This is a genomic window from Mycobacterium sp. IS-836, from assembly GCF_001954275.1.
Classification (GTDB): Bacteria; Actinomycetota; Actinomycetes; order Mycobacteriales; family Mycobacteriaceae; genus Mycobacterium.
In genome coordinates this window covers 72,930-96,846 of the sequence record NZ_MBEU01000003.1, presented here as the reverse complement: position 1 = coordinate 96,846, position 23,917 = coordinate 72,930, and the positions used below count along the sequence as shown (strand labels likewise).

The following is a 23,917-nucleotide window of genomic DNA, read 5'->3' as shown; positions in this document are numbered from 1 at the left end:
ACCTATGCTGCCCGCATGAGCGAGTTTCATGCGTCGCCGCCGCCGGATCTTCCGGGCGTCCCCTCGGCCGAAGGGCCCCTGCCAGGCCCGGATCAATTGATCGGCCGTCCCCGCGCGTTGGCCGTGGACTTACTCGGCGAATTGCACGGGCCGCTGTTCTACGCTGACTTCAACGGCGGCGTCAGGAAGCTCTACGCGTGCTCGCTGGAGCTCGTTACCGAGCTTTGCGACGAAAGCCGCTTCGCCAAGAACCTGACGGCAACCCTCGCCCGAGTCAGGCCTTTGGCCGGTGACGGCCTGTTCACCGCCTACTACGGCGAACCGAACTGGCAGCGAGCCCACGATGTCCTGTTACCGGGTTTCAGTTATGCGGGCTTGCGCGCCTATCACGGCGCGATGCTGGACATCAACTGCAAACTGATCGACCGGTGGGACGCCAGCACCGGAGTCGGGCCGGTGGATGTATCGACCGACTTGCAGAAGCTGGCGATGGACACCGTCGCGCTCGCCGGGTTCGGTTCGCGCTTCGACTCTTTCCACTGCCCGGGCCTGGCTCCGATCCCACAGAGCTTCACAACGGCCTTGGGGGAGTTGGGATCTGGAGTGCCGACGCCGTTGTTCAACGAAGAATTGACGACTTTGTACACGTTCATCGACGGGCTGATAGCCGAGCATAGATCTGGTGATCGTGAGTTCGAGGACCTGTTGGCGCTGATGCTGCAACAGGATCCGGACGGCAACCCTGTGCTGGAAACGGAGAACATTCGCAACCAGATCCTGACGTTCCTGATCGCCGGTCAGCTCACCACGTCGGAGTTGATGCCCAACACGCTGTACAACATTGTCAGCGATCCGACGGTGCTGCATCGGGTGCAGGCCGAGGTGGACACCGTATTCGGAACCGAAGACGACTATCTGCCCGGCTACGACGACATCGGTAAGCTGACGTATCTGCGGCAGGTCATCGAGGAAACCCTGCGACTGTCCCCACCGGTGCTGAATTTCGATCGAATGGCATTGGAAGACACCGTGATCGGCGGTCAGTATCCGATCAAGCGCGGCGAGGCGGTCACGGTACTCACCGGTGCGTTGCACCGCCAGCCGCACTGGGGCGACAATGTCGAACTCTTCGATCCCGACCGCTTCGCTCCGGAACGCTCGGCTTCCCGGCCGGCCGCGTTGTTCAAACCCTTCGGAACCGGCGCACGATCATGCATTGGGCGGCAGTTCGCCCTGCATGAGGCGGCCATGGCACTGGCCCGGGTAGTACATCGGTACCGCCTCATCGACGCCTATCACTATGTGCCGCAATGGGAAACCCCCACCAGTCGCCGGCCCGTCGGATTCCGGCTCGATGTACTCCGGCGCACGCCGCAGGACCGCCAGACCGACACATCCGGCATTGCGGCGGCGGCTGGACAGACCGCAGAGCCGCACCCCACGGCGATCACGGCCGGCACCAGGCTGGCCATTTTCCACGGCTCTAACCTCGGCACCTGCCGCGCCCTGGCCCGCCAATTCGCCGACGATGCCACGGCTCTGGGCTGCACGGCGACAGTGGCGCCCCTCGACGACGCCGTTGGCGGTTTCCCTGAAGCCGAGGCCATCGTGATCATCGCGTCCTCCTACAACGGACAGCCGACCGACGATGCGCGCGCCTTCCTCACCTGGCTGCTCGATGCGAACACCACGCTGAATCCGACACCCAATGTCGCGGTTCTCGGCGTTGGTGACCACAACTGGGCGGAAACGTACCAGGCCATTCCGCAGCGCATCGATGAGCGCCTCGGCGAGCTAGGAGCAAACCGATTGGTCCCGCTGGCCGCGGCCGACACCTCCGGGGACATGGTCGGCACGATCGAGGAGTTCGCCGCCGGGCTGTGGTCATCGTTGGCCGAACGCTTCGGCGACCCCGACGCCGCGCCGCTCACGGACGCGGCCGAACCGCTTTACGAGTTGCGCCAGATCGTCGGACCGGTGACGGCGGCGATGGACGCACGGTCGTCGGTGATCCCGATGACCATCGTCGAGAACACCCAACTGGTCAGCCCCGGGCTGGGCCAAGCCAAAACCAATGTCCGCGTGGACCTTCCGGACGGCGTCGACTACCAGACGGGCGATCACCTCACGGTGATGGCCGACAACCCGCCCGAGGTGGTCGATGCGGTTTTGGCCCAGCTCGGCATCGACCCTGGATTGAGGCTGGCGATCAATCCTCGGCGCAGCTCTCGGCGGCTCATCGCGCTGGACCGAGAGGTCAGCGCACGAGAACTGCTCACGCACTTCGTCGAATTGCGGAAACCGGTGACCAGCAGTCAGTTACGCAGTCTTGCGGCGGCCAACAGCAATCCTTCCGAGCGCGAGCGGCTAAAGGAACTGGCCGAGGCCCCGGGAGGCTGCCCGCTCAGTGTGCTGGAGTGCCTCGACGAATACCCGGCTTGCGTTCTCACCGGTGCCGAACTCCTCGAACTACTCGATCCCATGGTGCCGAGGCACTATTCGATCGCCTCGTCGTCAATGCTGTCACCACGTACGGTAGGACTGGTTGTTAGTGTGCTCGATGCGCCGGCCCGTTCCGGTCACGGTCTGTTCAAAGGTGTCGCATCCAACTACCTCGCGACAGTCCAACCCGGACAAGTGATTCGGGCGCGCGTAGACCCGGCTCGCCAGGCGTTCCGGGCCGGTGCCGATCCGGCCAAGAACGTGATCCTGGTCAGCGCCGGGACCGGGGTCGCGCCGTTCCTCGGTTTCCTGGGTGACCGACTGGCCGCACAACAGGCCGGAACACCGGTCGCGCCTGCGCTGTGCTTCTTCGGGGTGCGTGACCCGGAGGTCGATTACATATTCCGAGACCGGTTCGAGCAGGCCGAAGCCATCGGTATCGTGCAGATGCGTCCGGCCTTCTCTCGGGCGCCGCAGGATGGGGTTCGCTACGTGCAGGACCGTATTGCGGCGGACGCCGAGGAGGTGTGGAACCTGTTGGGCGACCCAGCCAAGGACACCCACGTCTACGTGTGCGGTGACGGCGCGCGGATGGCGCCGGCGGTGCGCGGGTCGTTCCTCGACATCTATCGCGCACGGGCCGGTGCGGACGACGATCAGGCCCGCGATTGGCTGAACGGTCTCATCGAATCCGACCACTACGTCGAGGACGTGTGGGCCGGGTGAAGGAGCGCGCATGCGCGGTAAGAGATTGCTTCAACTGATCGCCATCGCCGGCGTCGCGGGGGTGGCGGCATGCAGCAAGGCAACAACTAAACCCGCAGAGCCGCCTTCGATCACCAGCGAGCCGTTCGGCCAGGTGGGTGGCACCCTGGTGAGCCGCTACACGCTCAACAGCGGGCGCGGCATGCGGGTACGAATCCTGAACTACGGCGGCATCATTCAGTCGATCGAGGTCCCCGATCGCACGGGACGTGTCGGCAACGTGGTGCTGGGCTTTGCGACCCTGGACGGCTATCTGAACAACACCGGATCCGCCAAAACCTACTTCGGTGCGATCATCGGCCGCTATGGCAATCGGATCGCCAAGGGAGCATTCTCGTTGAACGGCACCGAGTATCACTTGCCGATCAACAATAACGGCAACAGCCTGCATGGTGGCGGCGCGGGTTTTGACACGAAGGTGTGGCAAGCCAGCCAGCAGAACGGCAGCGACAGCGTGGGCCTGAAGCTCCAATACGTCAGTCCCGCGGGCGAAATGGGCTATCCCGGCACGCTGACGACAGCCGTCACCTACACCGTGAACCAGAAAAATGAATTGCGCATCGACTACCACGCGACGACCGATGCGCCGACCGTGATCAACCTGACCAATCACAGCTACTTCAACCTGGCGGGTGAGGACGCGCTCGACGTCTACGACCAGAAGGTCACAATTCGTGCCGACCACTACCTGCCAACCGATTCCACACAGATCCCGACCGGGCAGATCGCCCCGGTGCAGGGCACACCGTTCGATTTCACATCACCGACCGCGATCGGCGCGCATATCACCGCGAATGACCCGCAGCTGTTGCTGGCCCAGGGTTACGACCATAACTGGGTGATCAACCGCGGCAACAACGCGGGCCTGGTGGAGGCGGCCAGGGCCGAGGATCCGCAGACAGGGCGGGCGTTGACGGTCTCCACAACTGAGCCCGGGGTGCAGTTCTACACGTCCAATTTCATCGGTGGGGCGTTCACGGGGACCAGCGGGCATATCTACCGGCAGGGGGCGGGATTCACGATGGAGACCCAGCACTACCCGGATTCGCCAAATCAGCCGAACTTCCCGACCACCACGCTCAACCCTGGCCAGACATACGATTCGACAACGATTTTTGCCTTCAGCACGGCGTAAGGTTCGACCATGAACGTCGCGGGCCGGGCCCCGGACATCCACTATGCGAAGAGCGGCGGCCTGAATATCGCCTTCTCGGTGATCGGCGAGGGGCCCGACCTCGTCGTCGCGCCCGGCTTCATCTCGCACCTCGACCTCATGTGGGAGGAGCCGTCGGTCGCCCATTTCTACTCACGGCTCGCGTCCTTCCGGCGCGTCGTCACGTTCGATAAGCGGGGCACCGGACTCTCGGATCCGGTGATGCACGCGTCGACGTTGGAAGAGTCCGTCGACGATATGCGCGCCGTCATGGACGCGGCCGGATGTGAAAGTGCCGGCCTCGTGGGCATTTCGGAGGGCGGCACGATGGCGATGCTGATGACGGCCAGCCATCCCGAGCGCGTCAAGGCGCTCGCCCTCTACGGCACGTTCTCCCGCCTGCTCCAAGCGCCCGACTACCCGCTCGGCGTGACCGAGGAGCAACTGTCGGCGTTGATCGAGATAAGCGCCAAGGGCTGGGGCGAAGGCGTCGGACTGGGTGCGTGGGCCCCGAGTCGTCGGGGCGATGCCGCCCTGCGGGGGTGGTGGGCGCGGCTGCAGCGGGTGGCCGCCAGCCCGGGCATGGTCCGCAACATCTTCGCGCTCTATCCGCAACTGGACATCCGCGACGTGTTGCCCGCGATCCAGGTGCCGACGCTCGTGCTCCACCGGCGGGACGACCGGATGGTCACGCTCGAGATGGGTCGTTACGTCGCCGACCGCATCCCCGGGTCCAAGTTCGTCGAGCTCGACGGCACCGACCACCTGTTCTTCACGGGCGACGCCGACGCCTTGCTCGACGAGGTCGAGGAGTTCCTCACCGGCGTCCGTCCGGTTCCCGCGGTCGAACGCGTCCTGGCCACCGTGCTGTTTACCGACATCGTCGACTCCACGAAGCGAGCGGTCGAGCTCGGCGACGAGCGATGGAAGGAGCTGCTCGGTAGGCACGACGCCCAGGTGCGGCGCCAGCTCGAGCGCTTCGGTGGCCGTGAGGTCAACACGACGGGCGACGGCTTCCTCGCCCGGTTCGATGGACCCGCCCGCGCGATCCGGTGCGCCATGGCGATCCGCGACATTCTGCGGAGCCTGGGTCTCGAGGTGCGGGCTGGCGTGCACACCGGCGAGGTCGAGCTGCGCGACGACGATATCAGCGGCATCGCCGTCCACATCGCGGCGCGCGTGGCCGCGGCGGCCGAAGCGGGCGAGGTCCTCGTCTCGCGCATCGTCGTCGACCTGGTCGCCGGGTCGGGCCTCAGCTTTGCCGATCGCGGAGAGCACGTCCTCAAAGGTGTAGCGGGCGAGTGGGGGCTGTTCGGCGTCAAGGATTGAACTCTGTGGACTGGTTTGTCCGTGCATTCCAAATCCTTTGTGTCTCACCGTCGATCGATGGGTGGTGGATTTCCTGAAAGTTCCGTCCGCCCCGACGGAATGTGGCAACGACAGCGGCCGGCACATCCTGCTCCAGTAAAGGAACGGGCAGCCATTCGCAGGGTCGTATGTGCACCAAATCCACTGCTGCAGCGGTCTGGTCGGCGTCGTAGAGGTACGGCCCGCAGATGCGGCCTAGCCAGAACCACCCTTGGGTGTCGCGGGTCCACACGAACGAGCCGTGATCGAGCTCGGCGAATCGGGCGACCCGACGGAAGAGGCGCTCCTCTTCGGCCGGCTGACTTACCCTCTCCCCGAATCCGCACACGCCGAGCCTGCGAGCGCGGTCGATGGCGGCCTGCGGATCCACGGCATCGGTGCGGGATCGCATCGGTGCGCGGTAGACGCCGACCACTTCAGGTGCCCGCTTCGATAGCCGCGACTCGTGCGGCGGCGTCGGGTCCGCAGAAGCGCTGGAGGTCTACACCGCCCGCGGCCAGCAGATCGTCGACGCGGCGCTTGAGGTCACCCGAGGTGAGGTGGGCATACAGGCTCGCGCCCGGGCAAGAAGTCTGGGCTAGATCCCGGTGACCCGCCAATGTGTCGGTCGCGATGCCAAAGTTCCGCGCGGCCCATGCGAACGCCAGAGCGGCTCCGCGCAGCTGGGCCTCCGACACAGCCTCCTGATCGAAGTCCCCTTCGCAGAGGGCCAGGAAATGGCCCGTCGTGTTGTAGTCCGTTGCAGTGTCGCCCGCCAACTCGGTGTTCCGCAGTTCATAGATGTTGCCATTGCGGTCGACGCCGACGTGATAGGCGATGTCGATCCATCCGTGCTGGTCTTGGTGGTACCGCTGGTCCTGTCGAAGGTGGCCGGGGGCGTTGCGGTTGTCACCGAGGACGACGGCCTCGTGGTGGAGGGTCATGCGGGTGACGGTGTGGGGCTTTCCTCCGGGGCGGGCCGGGCGCGCGCCCCACGCGTCTCGGCATAGCAGCGGCGCCGAAGTGGAAGCGGTCAGCTTGACGCTCGACGGTGTAGAACTCGAGCAGGCGCCGACCATAGACGCCACGCCGAGGCTGCCGGCCAGCCCTAGCAGCTGACGGCGGCTGACGATGTCCGGCCGCACATCGGGTCGGCCGGGCGCTGGCTCACACACCGCCTTCACGATACGAGGGTCTGACCAGGTGAGGTGAGGGGCGTGGCCTCGCCAAACGGGCTAAGCTTCACTGCGCAGTGCCGTCATCAGTAAAGGGTGCCGTCGTGGCCGATGAGTTAAAAGTAGATCCCGTCGCGTTGCATGTGGGCAGCAACCACATCCTCAACGCGGTCGGTGAGGCCGCTTCGGACTTCGTCAGCCACGAGGACGGGCTGGCCGAGGCCGCGCCGGGCTGGGTCGGGTCCTCACAGCTCGCGCTGGCCGAGCTCGCGGCTCGGTGGGAGGCCCGACACAATCAGCACAAGCTCCAGGTGGGCGGTTTGGGGATCCACGTGGGCGACGCGATGGTCAACTTCGTCGAGAACGAGGACGCATCAGCCCAGGCGCTCAGGTCGGTGCAGGGACGGGAGTAGCGGGTGGCGCCCCTGACTCCTGCCGACGTCAAGCGCTGGGATCTCAACGCGATTCACTCGGTGTTCCAGACGGCCACCGGACGCGCTAATACGTTGCAGCGCTTGGGAGACAGCCTGCAGCAGGCCCACAATGTCCTCGCCGAATGGCAAGGGGAAGCTGGGGACGCTTTCCGCGCCGACGTGGGCAAGATTCGCCGCGACATCGAGGCGGATGGCGCGGAATCGCAGCGGGTGGCGGCGGCGGTGTCGCACGCCGAGTCGGATGTGGGTGCGTGCAAGCGCGAGCTGGATGACGTCGAACGGGCCGCTCAGGCTAACGGCTGGTCCATCACGCCGGATTGGCGAATCGACGTGGGCCCCAACGGAATTGGGACGAATCGGATCGACCTCGCCCAGGAGCTGCAGATATTGCAAAGTGAGCTCAACGCCTGCAAGGTGCACGCCCACAACGCCGACCACGAGCTTGCCACCGCGGTCGGCGCGTCCGTCGGCGACGTACCGCTGGATGCCGCCGGGGTCCAGCCGGGCGGCGCCGCGCCGCCGCAAGGCCCACCGAAGCCCGCGCCAGAGGGCAAGCCGAAAACGTGGCAGGACATGGTATTGCCCGGTGGTGCTGGCGATTCCGAGCCCGGCGGCACTCCGCCGAAGGGCCCGCCGAGTCCCGCGGGCGCCGGGGGCAAGCCGCCGTCGCTTGAGGACCTGTTGTTGCCGACCGGCAAGAACGACCTGCCCGGTGCCGGTGATCAGCAACCTCCCCCCGGGAGCCCGCTGGACTTACTGAGACGGCTTCAGCAACCGGTTGTGCCTGGTGCACTGCCGCCTCCACCAAAGCCCGCGGAATTGGAGAACGTCAAGGGGATCATCCGCGGAATGCTGCGCCACGACGGTGTACCGCCCGATCAGATCGAGCCACGACTAAACGATTACTTGCAGCAGGCCCAGCAATGGATCGCGACCGGCGGGCCCCACTACGTCCCCCCCGAACCACCACCCGCGCCGCCACCGGGATTTGGCGAAGGGTTCGGCGACCGCTGGTTTGCGACCGAACAGGGGATCAAGAACCTCCTCGGGCAAGGAGGACCTGGAGCGCCCGGTGTCCTCGAGTCATGGACGCAGATGCTGAAGGGCACCGTCGAGACGGCGCAAAACCCGATTGGCGCGGTGGCCGGGGAAGTCAAGAACGCGTTGGACTCACCCAGCGCGGCCTACTATCTCGGCGGCAAAGCCTCCGACGCTGCCACCACGCTGCCCGGCCTGCTCTTCGGCGGAGAGGGTGCAGCTGTTAAGGCGGGACTGGGCGACATTGGCCCTGGTGTGCTCGACACAGGTCCAGCGGTTTCACCCCATGCACCGATCGGCCTCGACCACCCCTTCGGTTACAACCCGTGGGCAGACGGGGCAGCGGCGGATCTCAATTCCGCATTCGCGCACGGAGGGCCCACCGCAGACCTCAGCCGGCAACTCGCTGACATGTCGACTCACTACGTAGGCGATAACCCAGATCGAGTTGTGTTGGGCAAGTTCGGTGGTCAGGACGGGGGATACATCGGCGAAGGCAGAGGGCACGGCGGAATTTACTTCGATACCGGCGACGAAGCCTGGGAGTCCCTCACCAGCGGTATCAGTGATACACAACAACAAAGCCTGGTGTGGCCAGTCAACGAACAGTTCCTCCGCACCCAAATGGAGAACGGCGTGTCCCGCATCGAATTCGTCTTGCCCAAGGGTTTCGATAGCGTCGAACAGCTAGCCGATGTGCAAAGGCGATCTTACTCAGCACTAGAGATCAACTTCTTGAAAGGCAACGCCGCGGCGTACGGGTACGAGCAGCATGGGAATGTCTGGGTATACAAGGGAGGCGGCTAGCTATGAAACCAGCTGAGGTGGACCGGTTTTTGGAGCCGACGTTGTCGCGTGCTGGTTTAAAGCTTGACGAAATATGTGATGCTGCGACATATCAAGGTCGACCTGCTTGGGCGGTCTACTACCGTGGCCAAGACTGCAAACTTCAGATTTGTTGGTCAGCGCGGGACGGCGGGATAGATTTTATGCTCGCGCCGCTTGACGCGCCGAACGAGTTCGGTCTCCTGAACCATTCAGATAAATGGAAGTTCATGTTATTGCTTAGCGGCGCACATGATGATTTAAAGACGCCAGGATTGGATGCCAACGACGACGTAGTGATGTCCTGGCTCAAAGCGCTCTTCGAAGTACATTTTGAAGGTGCCCATAATGCGCTGCTGTAGGGGACCAAGCAATAGAGCCGTGGGCGGCGGAATAGTTTATGGGTAAAGCTGATGAACTCCAGGCTGAGATAAATCGGTTGTCGGCAGCGCTAGGCGTTCGTCCCATGCCGGTCGGCTTCCTAACCAACGACGGCCTGAATATTTATGTTGCCGACGACGGCTCATACCACTTCACGTTCTACGAGCGAGGGAAGCTCGGCTTCGACCGGGTAGGCAACCTCGATGACGTTCTCTACTGGTACTGCGAAGGCGTTGTCACGCGTGCGGCGGCCAAATACGTGGGGGATCGAGCCGAACGCTTCAAATACGAGTACCAGGTGCTGAGCCACATCAATCCTGATTGGGCAAAAAGAAGTGTCCGGGAGACAGCCGCAAGGTTTCGGAATGGCCAGCCAGAGGATATTGCCTTGCTTCCCGACATTGGCGAACCGCTTTAGTAAGCCCCATCTCTCGGGGCCGCGCTGTCGCAAGATGGCCTTCTCAGCGGCTTCTCAGCGGTCGATCCATACCCTGGCGCTCCCATGTTTACAGCGACTTTTTCGCCCGCCAGGCGCACGCGTCGAGGTCTCGATTAGGTGACGAGGCAACTGGTTTGGGCGCATGTTCCGGATGACACCGACGACTGTCACACGCGACCGATGAGCGGACGTGCTCCGGCTCGATCGCTGCGGCCCGCCGAGCTGGCGCACGCCGCGGTGATGGGCGCCCTGTGCGCCGCGATAGCGATCATCGCGGTCATCCTTCCGCACGCGGGGGCGCTAGGACTGCTGGGCACCGTGCCGATGGGACTGCTCAGCTATCGCTACCGGATCCGCGTTCTGATCACCGCGACCGTCGCCGCGAGTGTGATCGGCTTCCTGGTCGTCGGCATGAGCGGGTTCGGGGCGGTCGCCCTCTGTGCTTATGTCGGCGGACTGGCCGGAATAGTGAAACGCCGCCGCCGGGGCACGCCGACCGTGCTCGCGACGTCCTTCGGCGCCGGTCTTGCCGTCGGCGTCACGGTGGTCGTCGCGCTGACGTTCCTGGTGCGGCTTAGGCAGCTGATCTTCCACACGATCACCGCCACGGTGGACGGTGTCGCGAGGGCGATCACGCGCGTGCCGCATCTGCAGGCGTTCGCGCAGGGCCTCAAGCAATTCTTCGCCGACGCGCTGCAGTACTGGCAGTGGCTCATTGTCGGATACGCGGTCATTGCGATCATGGGTGCCTCGTTGATCGGTTGGTGGGCATTGTCGCGAGTGCTGCTGCGGCTGCGGGGAATTCCCGATGTGCACAAACTGGATGCGCCGATCAGCTCCGGATCGATCGAGCCGATCCCGGTGCGGCTGGACGGCGTGCGCCTTCGCTACCCGCACACTGACCGCGATGCGTTGCGTGCGGTCAGCCTGGACGTGCGGGCGGGCGAACATGTGGCCGTCACCGGTGCCAATGGTTCGGGGAAAACCACACTGATGCTGATCCTGGCCGGCCGCGAGCCGACATCGGGCACCGTCGAACGCCCCGGCGCGGTGGGACTCGGTGAACTCGGCGGCACCGCGGTCGTCATGCAACACCCGGAAAGCCAGGTGCTCGGCACGCGGGTCGCCGACGACGTGGTCTGGGGATTGCCGCCCGGCAAGAGCATTGATATCGAACGGTTGCTCGGTGAGGTCGGGCTGGCCGGCCTCGCCGAACGCGACACCGGCGGTCTGTCCGGCGGTGAACTGCAGCGTTTGGCCGTGGCCGCGGCGCTGGCGCGAGAGCCCGCACTGCTCATCGCTGACGAGGTCACCAGCATGGTCGACCAGCGCGGCCGCGACGCACTGCTCGCCGTGTTGTCCGGTCTGACCGACCGCCACCGAACTGCCCTGGTGCACATCACCCACTACGACAACGAAGCCGAGCACGCCGACCGCACCATCGACCTCAGCGACTCGGCGGACAACACCGCAATGGTCGAAGCCGCAAGGGCGCCGGCGCCGACAGCCGCCGTCGTACACCGATCAAACGCGCCGGTGCTCGAACTCAACCGTGTCGGCCACGAATACGGCAGTGGCACCCCGTGGGCGCAGACCGCGCTGCGCGACATCAGCTTCTCGGTGCACGAGGGCGACGGGCTGCTGATCCACGGCGACAACGGCTCGGGCAAGTCGACGCTGGCTTGGATCATGGCCGGGTTGACGGTGCCGACCACCGGCACGTGTCTGGTCAACGAGCGCCCCGCCGCGGAGCAGGTTGGCGCGGTCGCGCTCCAATTTCAGGCTGCCCGACTACAGTTGATGCGCAGCCGTGTTGACCTGGAAGTTGCTGCGGCGGCGGGCTTTTCACCAGACGATCACGACAGGGTGACCGCGGCGCTGGCGGCCGTCGGCCTGGACGCTGCCCTGGCGAAGCGGCGCATCGACCAACTCAGCGGCGGCCAGATGCGCCGGGTGGTGCTCGCCGGATTGCTGGCCCGGTCGCCACGGGTATTGGTCCTCGACGAGCCACTGGCGGGCCTCGACGCGGCCAGCCAGCGCGGACTGGTGCGCCTACTCGCGGATCGGCGGCGTGAGACCGGTCTGACCGTGGTGGTCATCTCGCATGACTTCGCCGGCCTGGAGGATCTGTGCCCGCGCATCCTGCACCTGCGAGACGGTCGGCTGGAATCGGCGTCGCCGCGTGCGGGGGCTACCAACGAGACGGCCGCCCCACCGGCCAAGCACCTGACCAGCCGCCAGCGGCGTCCCGTCGTGCTGTTGCGCCCGGTACCCGGACGCTCCGCCGTGCACGAGTTGTGGGCCGGCACCAAACTGCTTGCCGTTGCCGCTATTTCGGTGTTGTTGACCATCAACCCGGGGTGGGTGGCGATCGGACTCGTCGCCGCGCTGGTTCTCGGGGGCGCCTGGTTCGCGCGCATTCCCAGAGGCGCGCTGCCGTCGGTGCCGCGCTGGCTTCCGATCCTGCTTGCCGTCGTCGCCGCCACCGCGGCGTTGGCCGGCGGTAGTCCGCAGATTCACGTGGGCGCGCTGTCGCTCGGCCTTGGCGGTCTGTTGGACTTCCTGCGCCTGACGGCGCTGTCGGTCGTGTTGCTCGGCCTGGGCGCGCTGGTGTCGTGGACGACCAATGTTGCCGAAATCGCGCCGGCGGTGGCCACTCTGGGCCGTCGGCTGCGACCATTGCGGATCCCCGTCGACGATTGGGCGGTGGCACTGGGACTCGCATTGCGCACTTTCCCGATGCTGATCGACGAGTTCCGCGTGCTCTATGCCGCGCGCCGGTTGCGGCCCAAAGACACACCGCGAACCCGCGGGGCCCGGCTCCGGCGGCTGGCGGCAGACGTGATCGACCTCGTCGTCGCGGTCATCACCGTGACGCTGCGGCGCGCCGACGAGATGGGCGACGCCATCACCGCTCGCGGCGGCACCGGCCAGATCTCGGCGGGCCCTTCGCGGCCGAAGCGGGCCGACTGGGTGGCGCTCTCGATCGTCTCGGCGGCGTGTGCGGCCGCCGTGACGGCGGGGCTGGTGTTGGGCGTCTAAAGCCCAAGCGCGCTCAGAACCTCACCAGGGCCGGCACGTCCGCCAGCGCACAATTCGGGATGCGTTCTGCCGCGCGTAGCAGAAAGTTGAGCTTCTCGATGCGCTCGCCCGACCGCGGCGCGCCGTTTTTCTGAAACGGCGCCCCCAATCCCACTGCCAGGTCCATCACGACGTCGTCGATGACCCCGCCCGACCGCCCCGACGGGATGGCCAGAATCCCGTTGTGCGAGGCGTACTCCCAGCAGTCCAGCGCCTCCGCGATAGTCCCGACTTGATTGGGCTTGAGAATGAAACCGTCAACGGCCGACATCTTTACCGCCAACTCCAAGCGGTCGCGGTTGGTGACGATCAGATCGTCGCCGAGGATGATCGAACGGTCGATGCTCCGAACGGCGTCGGCGAACCCATCCCAGTCGTCGCCGTCGAGCAGATCCTCGACGAACAACATCGGGAATTCCTCCGAAAGCCCACGGACGTAATCGATCAGGGCATCCGCGCTCATCCGCTCACCGTCGAACGCATATGTCTGAGAGGCCTTGTCGTACACCTCGCCGGACGCACAGTCCAGGGCGAATGCCATGACGTCGGCACAACCGGCGCGCTGGACCGCTTCGGCCAGAATTTCCAGGACGACGCGCGGGTCGCTGGAGGGCGCGACATACCCGTACGACGACGCCACAAGCGGCGCGCGGCCATACCGCTCGGCGAGCGTCTCGCCGAGCACACCGAACAAGCTCACGCCCTCCTCTACCGCCGACTGGATCGAGCCGGCCCGATAGGGCACGACGAGAAACTCGTTGAACGTCTGGAAGATATCGCCGTAACGGCCGCCGTTGATCATGTTGAAGCTGGGCATCGGCACGGTGGTGGGCGGCTCGAGCCCCAGCAGCGCGCCGACGTAGGTGTAGGTGGGCATGCCCGCCGCGGCCGAAGCCGCGCGCAGCAGCGCGACCGAGGTGGAGTAGATCGCGTTTCCGCCAAGCCGACGCTTGTCCGGCGTGCCGTCGAGTTCGATCAGGACCCGGTCCAGGGACCGCGGGTCGTCGAGTTCCGAGCCAACGAGAACGGGGGCGATTTCGTCGGTAACGGCGGAAATGGCGCGGTGCACGCTTAGCCCGTCGTATTCGGCCCGGTCCCCGTCACGCAGGACGAAGGCCTCGTGCACGCCGACCGAGGTACCCGTCGGCGATGCGCCGCGACCGACATGGCCGGTATCGGTGGTGATTTCAACCTCGACCAACGGCCGAGCCTTGCAGTCCAGCAGTTGGCGGGCGATCACGGACGCGATTCGCATCACGGGCCTTCCGGTACGCCCCTTGGCTTGCTCATCTCGCACTCGCAATCGGATTACCGTTAAGGGTCTCTGCGCCAAGCAATATGGGAGCGCCAGGGTATTCGCGTGTCGCTGAGAAGCCACTGAGAACGGCACCGAGAAGCCACTGGGAACGGCACCGAGAGCGCCACCGGGCCGGTCACCAGGCCGCCAATATGGTAGACACGCGCTATGTCCGCGGTGGGCGACGATCGATTGCTAGCTCCGGGCCAGACGTGCTGGCGAATTGAGCGTGCCGATCAGTTCGCCTACATCATCGACGGGGCCGATTACTTCAGGCACGTCAAGGCGGCCATGCTGCGCGCTCACCACCGAATAATCCTGGCCGGATGGGATTTCGACGCCCGGACGACGTTCGAGCGAGGCACCAAGACCCTTCCCGGCCCTAACCAGCTGGGCGCCTTCCTCTATTGGATGCTGCGGAAGCGACCGGCTCTCGAGACCTACGTGCTGAAGTCCAACCTGCGCCTGCTCCCAGCCTTCGACGGCATCTGGTTCGGGGTCACCCCGGTGGCGCTGCTAAACCAGATCAGCAGCAAGCGGATGCATCTCGCCATCGACGGCGCGCACCCGATCGGCGCGGTCCACCACCAGAAGATCGTGGTCATCGACGATGCGGTCGCCTTCTGCGGCGGCGTCGACCTCACCCTGGACCGATGGGATACCCGTGCGCATCGACACGACAGTCGCGGCCGTCGGACGATGGGGCGCAGGTATGGGCCGCGGCACGAGGTCGCCGCGGCAGTTGACGGTGCAGCGGCGCGCGCGCTCGGTGAGCAGGCACGGGCCCGGTGGCTGACCGCGACCGGCCAGTCGTTGGAGCCAGTCGACCCGAAGCACGTCACCTGGCCGCGTGGGCTGGAACCTACTCTGCGCAACGTCGACGTCGGGATCGCGCGGACGCTGCCGGAACTCGAGGACCGCCGCGAGGTGCGGGAAGTGGAGGCGCTCAACCTCGCGGCCATCGCGGCGGCACGCGACACCATCTATCTGGAGAATCAATACCTAGCGGCCCGGCGGCTCGTCGATGCGCTTGCCGCTCGACTCAGGGAAGCCGACGGCCCGGAGATCGTCATCGTCATTCCCCGCAGGGGCAACAATCCCCTCGAGCGGGGAACGATGGACAGCGCGCGGCACCGGCTCATTCAAGTCCTCTGGGCCGCCGACGAGCATCAGCGATTGGGTGTCTATTGGCCGGTGACCGATGGCGGTGAACCGATTTACGTCCACTCGAAGGTGCTGATCACCGACGATCGGTTACTGCGCATCGGCTCGTCGAATCTCAACAACCGCTCGCTGGGCTTCGACAGCGAGTGCGATATCGCCATCGAGGCGCAATCGAACAATCCGGAACACGATGCCATCCGCCGCCAAATCACTTCGGTGCGGCACGAATTGGTGTCAGAACACCTCGGCGTGTCCATCGGCGAGCTCGAGGGCGCGATGGTCGAGTGCGGGTCGTTCGTCAAGGCCATAGAGGCGCTGCGGGGGGACGGCAAGACGCTGCGACCCGTCACCGAGGAGACGGTGGCCGGTGAAGCGAGTCCGCTGGCGGAGAACGACCTCATGGACCCCGACCACGTCCCGCGGTCACTGACGCGGAGCGTGCAACGGTTCATCGCCGGCTTCAGGAATTGACCCAAGGGCAAGCGCGGAATACGTTGCCGCGCAGGCGTTCAGGCCCCTCCGCCCACCAGGTTGTTGTTCTGCGGGCAGTAGGTCTGAACAGAGATTGTCACGTAGGTGTTGGCCGAGTCGGCGAGTCCGGGATTACTCGCGCGAAATGCCGCGGTGATCTGCGGCACCGAGACCCCTCGGCCGATGTCGCTGCATACCAGCTTCCCGTTCGCGATAGCGGCGTCGGGATTGGCGAATGAGATGCCCCGGTCATTGAGCGCCTGAATGTATTTGTTGTCCTGATCCGGGGTGGACACGATTGACGACGGGCCGGCCGACGGCGGTGAACCCGCCGTTGACCCAGGAGTCGCGCCGCCCTTCGGCGTAGCCGGTGCCGCCGGCTTCGGCGCGGCTTTGGTATCGCCGGTCAACAGCGAGCGCCCGAACACGATCGCCCCGGCGAGAACCAGACCGGCCGCGACGAGCGCGGCCGCGATACGCCAAGTGGCACGCCATGATTGGCGGTCACCCGCCCGGCCGCGTTGTCCGTCGTCGTCGCGGAGGTCGTCGCCGTCGCTTTCGTCGCTGTCATCGTTGCTTGACCACGCCAGCTCGGCCGCGTCAGGCGCTGCGGAATTGGGCACGGCGACGGTCTCGTCATTGTTGAGTCCGGCGGTCTTATCGGCCGCCGGGCCCGGCTCGGCCATGACGGTCATGGTAGCGATCGCCCGCTATGCGCCGCCACCCGCAAGGATTTGCGCGATCGTTTCGGGCGGCACACCCAATCCCCGCAGGCAGAAACGCAGCGCACGGTTGCGCACGTCGGCACGCGCCGGCTGGCCCGTTGCCCGCTGGCGGTGAGTGTGGCCCCACACGACGCCATGGATCGACTTCGCGGCGGTCGCCGGAAGGATGTCACGAAACACGCCGAGTTCCAGACCGCGCTGAAGCTGCTCGATGAGTGGCTCCAGAATCGCGTTGTACGCGGGCGACACCAGCTCGGGTGAGGAGGACATCGCGGCCTGGGCCTCCAGGGCGACCTGGCGTAGTTCCGAGTCGATGTCCTCGTCGAAGGCCAGGTCGAGTCGACCCTCGATCCAGGCGGCCACCGCCGCGGCCGGGGTGGGGGCCGCGGCCATCTTCGTTCTCAGCCGCAGCACCTCGTTGCGCGTCACCTCCAAAAACAGCGCCGCAACCAGCTGATCCTTAGATTCGAAATGTCTATAGAACGCGCGAGTGCTGAGCTGCGCGCGATCCAGGACCGCGGCGACACTCAGCCCCTGGACGCCCTGCTCGCGGACGGTTTTCGACGCGGCGGCCACGATGGCGCGACGGACATCGGGGTCGGGGGCGAGCTTGTTTCGCCGCCGCGTGACTGGACGGCTCGCGTAAGCATGCCGACGAGTGAGCGGGTCCCCCTGATCCGTCATCAACACCCCAAGGTAACCCTCTCTATTCGCGGATCCCACCTTCGTCGTTTGCCGTCGCGCTAGGCTGCGCCAATGTCGATCGACCGCGCCGGGCTCGTCGCGGGCACCATCCGGCTCGCCTCGGGTGTCCATTTCCTCGTCGACCCGCTGGGTGCGAACCGGTTGTGGGGCGATAGCGAAGAGCCGACGCCGACGGCACGTCTGCTGCTGCGTTCGATGGGCTATCGCGACGCCCTGATCGGCGGTCTGCTTGCGACGGCGGCGTTACGCGGAAAGAACACCCGGGGCTGGTTCCTCGCCTCCGGGGGCGCCGATGCGGCCGACCTGATCGGCGGGCTAAGCGTCCACGGCGAACTCAAGCGCCCCCAACAGCTCATCGGCCTCGGCGGGGCGGTCATCGGCATCGGCGTCGGGCTGTGGGGTGCCACCCGCCGCAGACCGAAGCCTCAGCGGACCGACGCGTCGATCGGCGACCAGTAGGGCATCGGCGCCCGGAATGAAACGCGCCCCGATGGGGTTGACTGTCACCGTCCAACGACGATGGGAGCGGACATGGGTTTCGGGGTGCTGACTTTTGTCACCGATGAGGGCATTGGCCCGGTGGAGCTAGGCGAGGCGCTCGAGGAGCGCGGGTTCGAGTCGCTGTTCCTCGCCGAGCACTCGCACATCCCGGTCGACGCGAAGACCCCGTATCCCGCCGGTGGTCCGATTCCCCCGAAGTACTACCGCACCCTGGATCCGTTCGTGGCGCTGACGGCGGCGGCCGTCGCCACCGAGAACCTGACCCTCGGCACCGGTATCGCCTTGCTCCCGCAGCGCGACCCGATCCTGACGGCCAAAGAGGTGGCGTCGCTGGATCTGGTGTCGCAGGGACGGTTCCGCTTCGGCGTCGGTGTCGGCTGGTTCCGCGAGGAAATCGCCAACCACGGTGTCGATCCCTCGGTGCGGGGACGCGTGTCCGAAGAGCGGTTGCGCGCGATGATCGAGATCTGGACGAACGAAAAGGCTGAATTCCATGGGGAATTCGTGAACTTCGATCCCATCTACAGCTGGCCCAAGCCTCTGACGAAGCCCTATCCGCCGTTGTACCTCGGCGGTGGGCCGGCAAACTTCAAGCGCATCGCCGGGCTAAAGGCTGGCTGGATCTCCCTGAGCCCGTCGGCGGACCTGTTGTCGGCCCCGCTCGAGGAATTGCGGGCAGTCGCCGATCACGACGTGCCCGTGATCCACGTCCACATGGGCGAGGAATGGGAGGCGAAAGATCTCGAGGGTTACCGCGACCTCGGCGTCGATCATGTTCTGGTGGAGCTGCCCACCGAGCCCCGCGATCAGACGCTTCGCCGTCTGGACGAGCTGCAGGCGGAATTCGACAAACTGGCGTAAACCTCAAGTGCCGCAGAACGTTTGGTAGGGGCCGAAATCCTCGGGTGCCGGGCTGGCGTAGCGCTCGAGGCCGGGTCGTTCCTCATAGGGGGCGCTGACCGCCCCCAGCAGTCGCTCGACCGGATCGAGATCGCCTTCCGTGGCCGCGGCCAGGGCCTCCTCGACCAGGTGGTTGCGCGGAATGTAGATCGGGTTGACGCGATCCATCGACTCGGCGTCGGGACTCAGCCCTCGCCAGCGCGACGTCCAGTCGTCGAAGCCGGCTTCGGATTCGGCGGTTCCTCGGGCCGCCTGGCCCAGGCGTCGGAAGAACGAGGTGTAATCGACGGCGTTCTCCTGCAGCAGGGTCAGCAACTCATCGACCAACGACCTGACGACCTCGTCGGCGACGCCGGCCGGCAGACCGAGTTTGGCGCGCATACCCGATAGCCAGACGGCGTCATAGCGAACACGGAACACGCCGAACGACTGCTCCGCGAGCGCGACCGCCTCCTCGACGTCGTCGGAGAGCAGCGGAAGCAGTGCTTCGGCGAACCTGGCGAGGTTCCACCCGGCCACCGCCGGCTGATTGCCAAACGCGTAGCGGCCCCAGAAATCGATCGAGCTGAAGACCGTTTCCGGGTTGTAGGCCTCCATGAACGCGCACGGCCCGTAGTCGATGGTTTCACCGGAGATCGTCATGTTGTCGGTGTTCATCACGCCGTGGATGAACCCGATCAGCATCCATTGGGCCATCAGCGATGCCTGGACCGCGACCACCGCTTCGAACAGCGCGAGGTACGGGCGCTCGGCCTGCGCCGCGCCGGGGTGGTGGCGGGCGATCGCATGGTCGGCCAGCCGTCGCAGCAGGCCGACGTCGCCGGTCGATGCGGCGTATTGGAAGCTGCCCACCCGCAGGTGGCTGCCGGCGACGCGGACGAGCAGGGCGCCGGGCAGCAGCGTCTCGCGCTGCACCGGGCGTCCCGTAGCCACGACGGCCAGGGATCGCGTGGTTGGCACGCCCAGGGCGTGCATCGCCTCGCTGACGATGTATTCGCGCAACATCGGCCCCACCGCGGCCAGGCCGTCGCCACCGCGCGCGAATGGTGTGGGGCCCGAACCTTTCAGGTGTATGTCGCGCACGCGTCCGTGGCAGTCGACGAGCTCACCCAGGAGTAGCGCTCGGCCGTCGCCCAACCGCGGCTGGTAGCCGCCGAACTGATGTCCGGCGTAAGCCTGGGCGACGGGAACTGCGCCTTCGGGGACCAGGTTGCCCACCAGAAACCGCAGCCCGTCGGGGCTGCGCAGCCAGGCGGCGTCGAGTCCTAGCTCCTCGGCCAGCGTCTCGTTGAGCACGAGCAGCCGCGTCTCGGGAGCCGTCTCGGCCTGCCAGCGGACGGCCATCTCCGGCAACGCGCGCGAGAACCGGTCGCCCAAGGCGACGGCCATCTCGGGTGTGACGCTCACGCCACCGAGACTACGGAAACTGCTGCCGGTCGCGACTAGCCGACGGCTTGTTGAATCAAATCGCGGGCCCGGTCGAGCATCGACGCGAACGGGCCAACGGCGAAATTCAGCTTCGCCGATTCCACGCCGGGATGCGGACGGGTCGGCGCGATGGCTTCGGCCGCCCGCACCGCTGTTCCCATCCGCTTGAGATCGTCGGCGTCGACTTCTCGCTTCAGCACCGGGAACTCCTCGTCCTCCTCGCGCTTCGCGTGGTCAAGCACGGCGTCGCGCAGCTTGGTGAGCTCGTCGATGAACCGCTGCGAGGTGATGTCGAGCTTCTCGATCTGCGAGAGCACTTCCTTGGCCTCGTGCTCCTCGGTCAACCGGGCGTCGACGATCGCGTCGCCGGAGCGGGCCTCGCGGCGAACCCGGGGGTGCACCACCATTTCCTCGGCCGTCTCGTGCACGGCCAGCAGCTGCCGCAACTCCACGAACGGCTTTTCGCGCGCCTGTGGGTCCGACGCGTGCAGCACTTCGTCGAACATGTCCTCGATGAGGTTGTGCTGCGCTTTGAGAAACGCCACGACCTCGTCGGGCGATTGAACCATCATGTCGGCCATCGCCGATACCTCCATTGGTGCAAGGGAGCGCGGGCTTGGGGCTGTGCACCGCTTCGGCGGAAGGTACCCCGCGGGGGGATACTCAAACGCCCCAGCTCCACCGCACTTTTTCGATATCGCTACGGTTTAGGGAATGTATGAAGAGGTCAACATCGACGCGGCGGATCCTGCCGACATAGGTTCGCGCATCGATCCGGTTCTGGCGCGCAGTTGGTTATTGGTCAACGGCGCGCATGCCGACCGGTTCGAGGCCGCGGCGCGCTCGCGCGCCGACATCGTCGTCCTCGACATCGAGGATGCGGTGGCGCCCAAGGACAAGGCCGCCGCCCGCGACAACGTCGTGCGTTGGCTTGGCGGCGAAAACACCGACTGGGTTCGCATCAACGGCTTCGGTACCCCATGGTGGGCCGACGATTTGGCCGCGCTGGCCCGCACCCAGGTCGGCGGAGTGATGCTCGCGATGGTCGAATCGGTGGACCACATCACCGAGACCGCGAAGCGACTGCCCGACGTTCCGATCGTGGCGCTGGTCGAAACGGCGCGCGGTCTCGAGCGCGTCACCGAAATCGCCGCGGCCAAGGGCACCTTCCGGCTTGCCTTCGGTATCGGCGACTTCCGGCGTGACACCGGGCTGGGGGAGGACCCGACCACGCTGGCTTACGCCCGTTCGCGCTTCACGATCGCCGCGCGGGCGGCCAACCTGCCCAGCGCCATCGACGGCCCGACAATCGGCTCCAACGCGCTCAAGCTCATCGAGGCCACGGCCGTCTCCGTCGAGTTCGGCATGACCGGCAAGATTTGCCTCTCGCCGGAGCAGTGTGCGGTGGTGAACGAGGGGCTGTCGCCCTCGCAAGACGAAATCGGCTGGGCCAAGGAGTTTTTCGCCGAGTTCGAACGTGACGGGGGAGAGATCCGCAATGGGTCCGACCTGCCGCGCATCGCCCGGGCCACCAAGATCCTCGAGTTGGCTCGCTCCTATGGCATCGAGGCTTCGGACTTCGAGGACGAACCCGTCCACATGCCGGCGCCGTCGGACACGTATCACTACTGACGCAAGACGGAGGGCTCGATGAGTACCGTCGTGGACTTTCACTTCGACCCGATGTGTCCGTTCGCTTACCAGACGTCGCTATGGATCCGCGACGTCCGTGAGCAAGCGGGGATCACGATCAATTGGCGGTTCTTCAGCCTCGAGGAGATCAATCGCGAAGCCGGCAAGAAGCACCCGTGGGAGCGGGATTGGTCCTACGGCTGGTCGCTGATGCGGATCGGGGCGCTGCTGCGTCGCACGGACATGTCGCTGCTGGACCGGTGGTACGCGGCGATCGGACACGAACTGCACGCCGCGGGTGGCAAACCGCACGACCCCGCGGTTGCGCGACGCCTGCTGGGCGAGATCGGCGTCGATGCGGCGATGTTGGATGCGGCGCTGGCCGACCCGACCACCCACGACGAAGTTCGCGCCGAGCATCAGCGGGTCGTCGACGCGGGCGGATACGGCGTTCCGACGCTGTTCTTGTCCGGACAGTGCCTGTTCGGGCCGGTGTTGGTGGACCCGCCGACCGGGCCGGATTCGCTGAAGCTATGGAGCGTGGTGACGGGCATGGCCGAGTTGCCGCATGTGTACGAACTTCAGCGGCCGAAGGCGCCTGCCGACATCGAACTCATCGGCCGAAGTCTGCGGCCCTACCTCGATGGGCGCGATTGGGTGAGTATCAACCGCGGCGAAGTCATCGACCTCGAGCACCTCACCGGCCAAGGGTGAGGCTATCGCCTAGGCGGCGTGTCGCGGCAGCGCTACGCTGATGCGGAATTCGAACTCGCTGAACATGATCGTCGGGGCGCGCGGCGGGGCCGCTGACCGGTAGGTCTTACCCGTCGGGGTCGTGAATTCGGCCGTGTGAGTGTGGGTTTCGTCGATGCTCGTGCTGACCCGCCACCCGGCTGCTTCCTTGGTGTAGTTGCAGCGCTCGCACAATCCGAGGCCATTGTCCGCGGTGGTCGAGCCGGCTTGGGCCCACGGTCGCGCATGATCGTGGTGTCGGATCGGCGCGTCGCAGTAGGGAGTGCGACAACGCTGGTCCCGCAATTCGATGAAGGCGGCCAGCCCTCGCGGGAAAAGCCGCGCCCGTGACTCCATCGCCACCAGCGCACCCGCCCCGGGTCGGGCGTAGAGCCTGCGCAGCGTCGCCCGAGAGCGTCCGTCGCCGACGGCGCTGGAGATCATCGCGCGGGCGACCGCGGCTGGCACTGGGCCATATCCGCCGATATCGGCCGGCGCGTTACCACCGCCCAGCAGCGTTTCATCAGAGAGCACCACGTTGACCGCGACCGGAATCGGCACCGCTGCGTCGCGGCCCGTGACCCGTTCGACCAACGTATCGGCCATCACCTGTCCGCGTGAGCGCCCGTCGCAGCGGGTGTCCGCCTCCCGGCGCAGCGCCGCGTACACCGAAACTCCCTGGGCCACCGGCAACAACGCGGTCAGATAGGTCATGGTGTCGGGTGCCGGCCGAATGGTGACGGTGCGCTCGTTCTCGGCCTTGGCCGCCCGATCTACCACGGCGTGCGGATCCAGGCGGTAGGCGATCGCCTTGGCGGCCGCGGCCACCCGCGCATCGCCCATTCGGGTGAGCCGGTCCGGGTCGGCGCACAACTCGGCGTCCAGCGTGCGACGGTCCTCGACGTCCAAGCAGGCGCTTTCCCGCACTATCAAGGTGGCCCGCCACTCGGAGAGCGTCCCGCATTCCAGTGCCGCCAGCGTGTGCGGCATTTCGTGTACCAGCGCCTTGGCAAAGCCCAGATGCCGGCCGCCCCGGGCAGGGGCGTCGCGTCGTGCCAGCGCGATCTCGCTGGCCAACCCGCGTCCGCGTTGAGCAGCGGGCACCCCGGCGGCCGCCTCGGCCTCGCGGCGCATTGTGTCGAGCGCGGCCGCGGCGCGCGCCGGGGGCGCCGCCGCCGCGGATTTGGCTCTCTCGAGTTCGGCGATGTACTCGATCAGCGCCGACTCGTCGGCCGCCGAATCGAGCGCCGCTAATGTATCGAACATACGTTCGAGAGTAGCA

Annotated in this window: 21 protein-coding genes; 13 read left to right on the top strand and 8 right to left on the bottom strand. The window is 66.1% G+C overall.

All coding sequences use genetic code 11. From position 1 onward, the window contains the following. The first annotated feature begins 15 nt into the window (after window positions 1-15). From A5747_RS01525 to A5747_RS01515, 3 genes are read left to right on the top strand one after another with little or no spacing between them, the layout of a single operon-like run. Window positions 16-3,168, top strand: coding sequence for a cytochrome P450 (locus tag A5747_RS01525; RefSeq protein WP_076121816.1), 3,153 nt, complete (start codon window positions 16-18; stop codon window positions 3,166-3,168). Between the two features lie 10 nt (window positions 3,169-3,178). Continuing rightward, window positions 3,179-4,342, top strand: a complete 1,164-nt coding sequence (locus A5747_RS01520) for an aldose epimerase family protein (RefSeq protein ID WP_076121814.1) — start codon at window positions 3,179-3,181, stop codon at window positions 4,340-4,342. A gap of 9 nt (window positions 4,343-4,351) precedes the next feature. Then, a complete protein-coding gene (locus A5747_RS01515; protein WP_076121811.1) occupies window positions 4,352-5,689 on the top strand; it encodes an adenylate/guanylate cyclase domain-containing protein in 1,338 nt (445 codons plus the stop codon). Here the strand turns inward: A5747_RS01515 and A5747_RS01510 are convergent. Both A5747_RS01510 and A5747_RS01505 read right to left on the bottom strand, forming a co-directional pair. Then, window positions 5,679-6,143 carry a GAF domain-containing protein gene (locus A5747_RS01510; protein ID WP_076121809.1) on the bottom strand — a complete coding sequence of 155 codons (465 nt, stop codon included), beginning with the start codon at window positions 6,141-6,143 and terminating at the stop codon, window positions 5,679-5,681. The genes A5747_RS01515 and A5747_RS01510 overlap by 11 nt on opposite strands. A 1-nt stretch (window position 6,144) precedes the next feature. Beyond that, window positions 6,145-6,651 (bottom strand): peptidoglycan recognition family protein, encoded by a 507-nt coding sequence (locus tag A5747_RS01505; protein ID WP_076121806.1) that lies wholly within the window; start codon window positions 6,649-6,651, stop codon window positions 6,145-6,147. Between the two features lie 335 nt (window positions 6,652-6,986). On the opposite strand from A5747_RS01505, the gene A5747_RS01500 reads away from it, so the two are divergent. The 5 genes from A5747_RS01500 (at window position 6,987) to A5747_RS01480 (ending at window position 13,041) form a co-directional block, all read left to right on the top strand. Next, window positions 6,987-7,295 (top strand): RNA 2'-phosphotransferase, encoded by a 309-nt coding sequence (locus A5747_RS01500; protein WP_076121804.1) that lies wholly within the window; start codon window positions 6,987-6,989, stop codon window positions 7,293-7,295. 3 nt (window positions 7,296-7,298) lie between these two features. Further along, window positions 7,299-9,161: a hypothetical protein gene (locus A5747_RS24495; RefSeq protein ID WP_076121802.1), complete on the top strand. Its 1,863-nt coding sequence runs from the start codon at window positions 7,299-7,301 to the stop codon at window positions 9,159-9,161. Between the two features lie 2 nt (window positions 9,162-9,163). Next, window positions 9,164-9,541 carry a hypothetical protein gene (locus A5747_RS01490; protein ID WP_076121800.1) on the top strand — a complete coding sequence of 126 codons (378 nt, stop codon included), beginning with the start codon at window positions 9,164-9,166 and terminating at the stop codon, window positions 9,539-9,541. 104 nt (window positions 9,542-9,645) lie between these two features. After that, window positions 9,646-9,978: an Imm63 family immunity protein gene (locus A5747_RS01485; protein WP_076121797.1), complete on the top strand. Its 333-nt coding sequence runs from the start codon at window positions 9,646-9,648 to the stop codon at window positions 9,976-9,978. Window positions 9,979-10,179: 201 nt separating this feature from the next. Continuing rightward, the gene (locus tag A5747_RS01480) at window positions 10,180-13,041 is read left to right on the top strand and encodes an ATP-binding cassette domain-containing protein (protein ID WP_076121913.1); all 2,862 of its coding nucleotides are present in this window, start codon (window positions 10,180-10,182) and stop codon (window positions 13,039-13,041) included. Between the two features lie 13 nt (window positions 13,042-13,054). Here the strand turns inward: A5747_RS01480 and A5747_RS01475 are convergent, their stop codons facing one another. Next, on the bottom strand, window positions 13,055-14,338 hold the full coding sequence (locus tag A5747_RS01475) for an enolase (RefSeq protein WP_076121796.1): 1,284 nt from the start codon (window positions 14,336-14,338) through the stop codon (window positions 13,055-13,057). A 207-nt stretch (window positions 14,339-14,545) separates the two neighbouring features. On the opposite strand from A5747_RS01475, the gene A5747_RS01470 reads away from it, so the two are divergent. Then, complete coding sequence (locus tag A5747_RS01470; protein WP_198938106.1) at window positions 14,546-16,012, top strand: phospholipase D-like domain-containing protein; 1,467 nt, start codon at window positions 14,546-14,548, stop codon at window positions 16,010-16,012. Window positions 16,013-16,050: 38 nt separating this feature from the next. Here the strand turns inward: A5747_RS01470 and A5747_RS01465 are convergent, their stop codons facing one another. Then, on the bottom strand, window positions 16,051-16,698 hold the full coding sequence (locus A5747_RS01465) for a DUF732 domain-containing protein (RefSeq protein WP_233147913.1): 648 nt from the start codon (window positions 16,696-16,698) through the stop codon (window positions 16,051-16,053). Between the two features lie 24 nt (window positions 16,699-16,722). Next, complete coding sequence (locus A5747_RS01460) at window positions 16,723-17,421, bottom strand: TetR/AcrR family transcriptional regulator (protein WP_142245420.1); 699 nt, start codon at window positions 17,419-17,421, stop codon at window positions 16,723-16,725. 72 nt (window positions 17,422-17,493) lie between these two features. Between A5747_RS01460 and A5747_RS01455 the strand changes: the two genes are divergently transcribed. After that, the gene (locus A5747_RS01455; RefSeq protein WP_076121790.1) at window positions 17,494-17,901 is read left to right on the top strand and encodes a DUF4267 domain-containing protein; all 408 of its coding nucleotides are present in this window, start codon (window positions 17,494-17,496) and stop codon (window positions 17,899-17,901) included. 72 nt (window positions 17,902-17,973) lie between these two features. Beyond that, entirely contained in the window at window positions 17,974-18,804 is an 831-nt protein-coding gene (locus tag A5747_RS01450) for an LLM class F420-dependent oxidoreductase (protein ID WP_076060757.1), read from the top strand. A 3-nt stretch (window positions 18,805-18,807) separates the two neighbouring features. Here A5747_RS01450 and A5747_RS01445 read toward each other — a convergent pair whose 3' ends face one another. Together A5747_RS01445 and A5747_RS01440 are read right to left on the bottom strand one after the other, a co-directional pair. Continuing rightward, window positions 18,808-20,250 (bottom strand): YdiU family protein, encoded by a 1,443-nt coding sequence (locus tag A5747_RS01445; protein ID WP_076121788.1) that lies wholly within the window; start codon window positions 20,248-20,250, stop codon window positions 18,808-18,810. A 35-nt stretch (window positions 20,251-20,285) separates the two neighbouring features. Next, window positions 20,286-20,852, bottom strand: coding sequence for a hemerythrin domain-containing protein (locus tag A5747_RS01440; RefSeq protein ID WP_076121786.1), 567 nt, complete (start codon window positions 20,850-20,852; stop codon window positions 20,286-20,288). A gap of 133 nt (window positions 20,853-20,985) precedes the next feature. Between A5747_RS01440 and A5747_RS01435 the strand changes: the two genes are divergently transcribed. Together A5747_RS01435 and A5747_RS01430 are read left to right on the top strand one after the other, a co-directional pair. Next, entirely contained in the window at window positions 20,986-21,903 is a 918-nt protein-coding gene (locus A5747_RS01435) for a CoA ester lyase (protein ID WP_076121784.1), read from the top strand. Between the two features lie 18 nt (window positions 21,904-21,921). Further along, entirely contained in the window at window positions 21,922-22,617 is a 696-nt protein-coding gene (locus tag A5747_RS01430) for a DsbA family protein (protein ID WP_076121782.1), read from the top strand. Between the two features lie 9 nt (window positions 22,618-22,626). Here the strand turns inward: A5747_RS01430 and A5747_RS01425 are convergent, their stop codons facing one another. Continuing rightward, window positions 22,627-23,901 carry a DUF222 domain-containing protein gene (locus A5747_RS01425; protein WP_076121780.1) on the bottom strand — a complete coding sequence of 425 codons (1,275 nt, stop codon included), beginning with the start codon at window positions 23,899-23,901 and terminating at the stop codon, window positions 22,627-22,629. Between the last annotated feature and the right edge of the window lie 16 nt (window positions 23,902-23,917).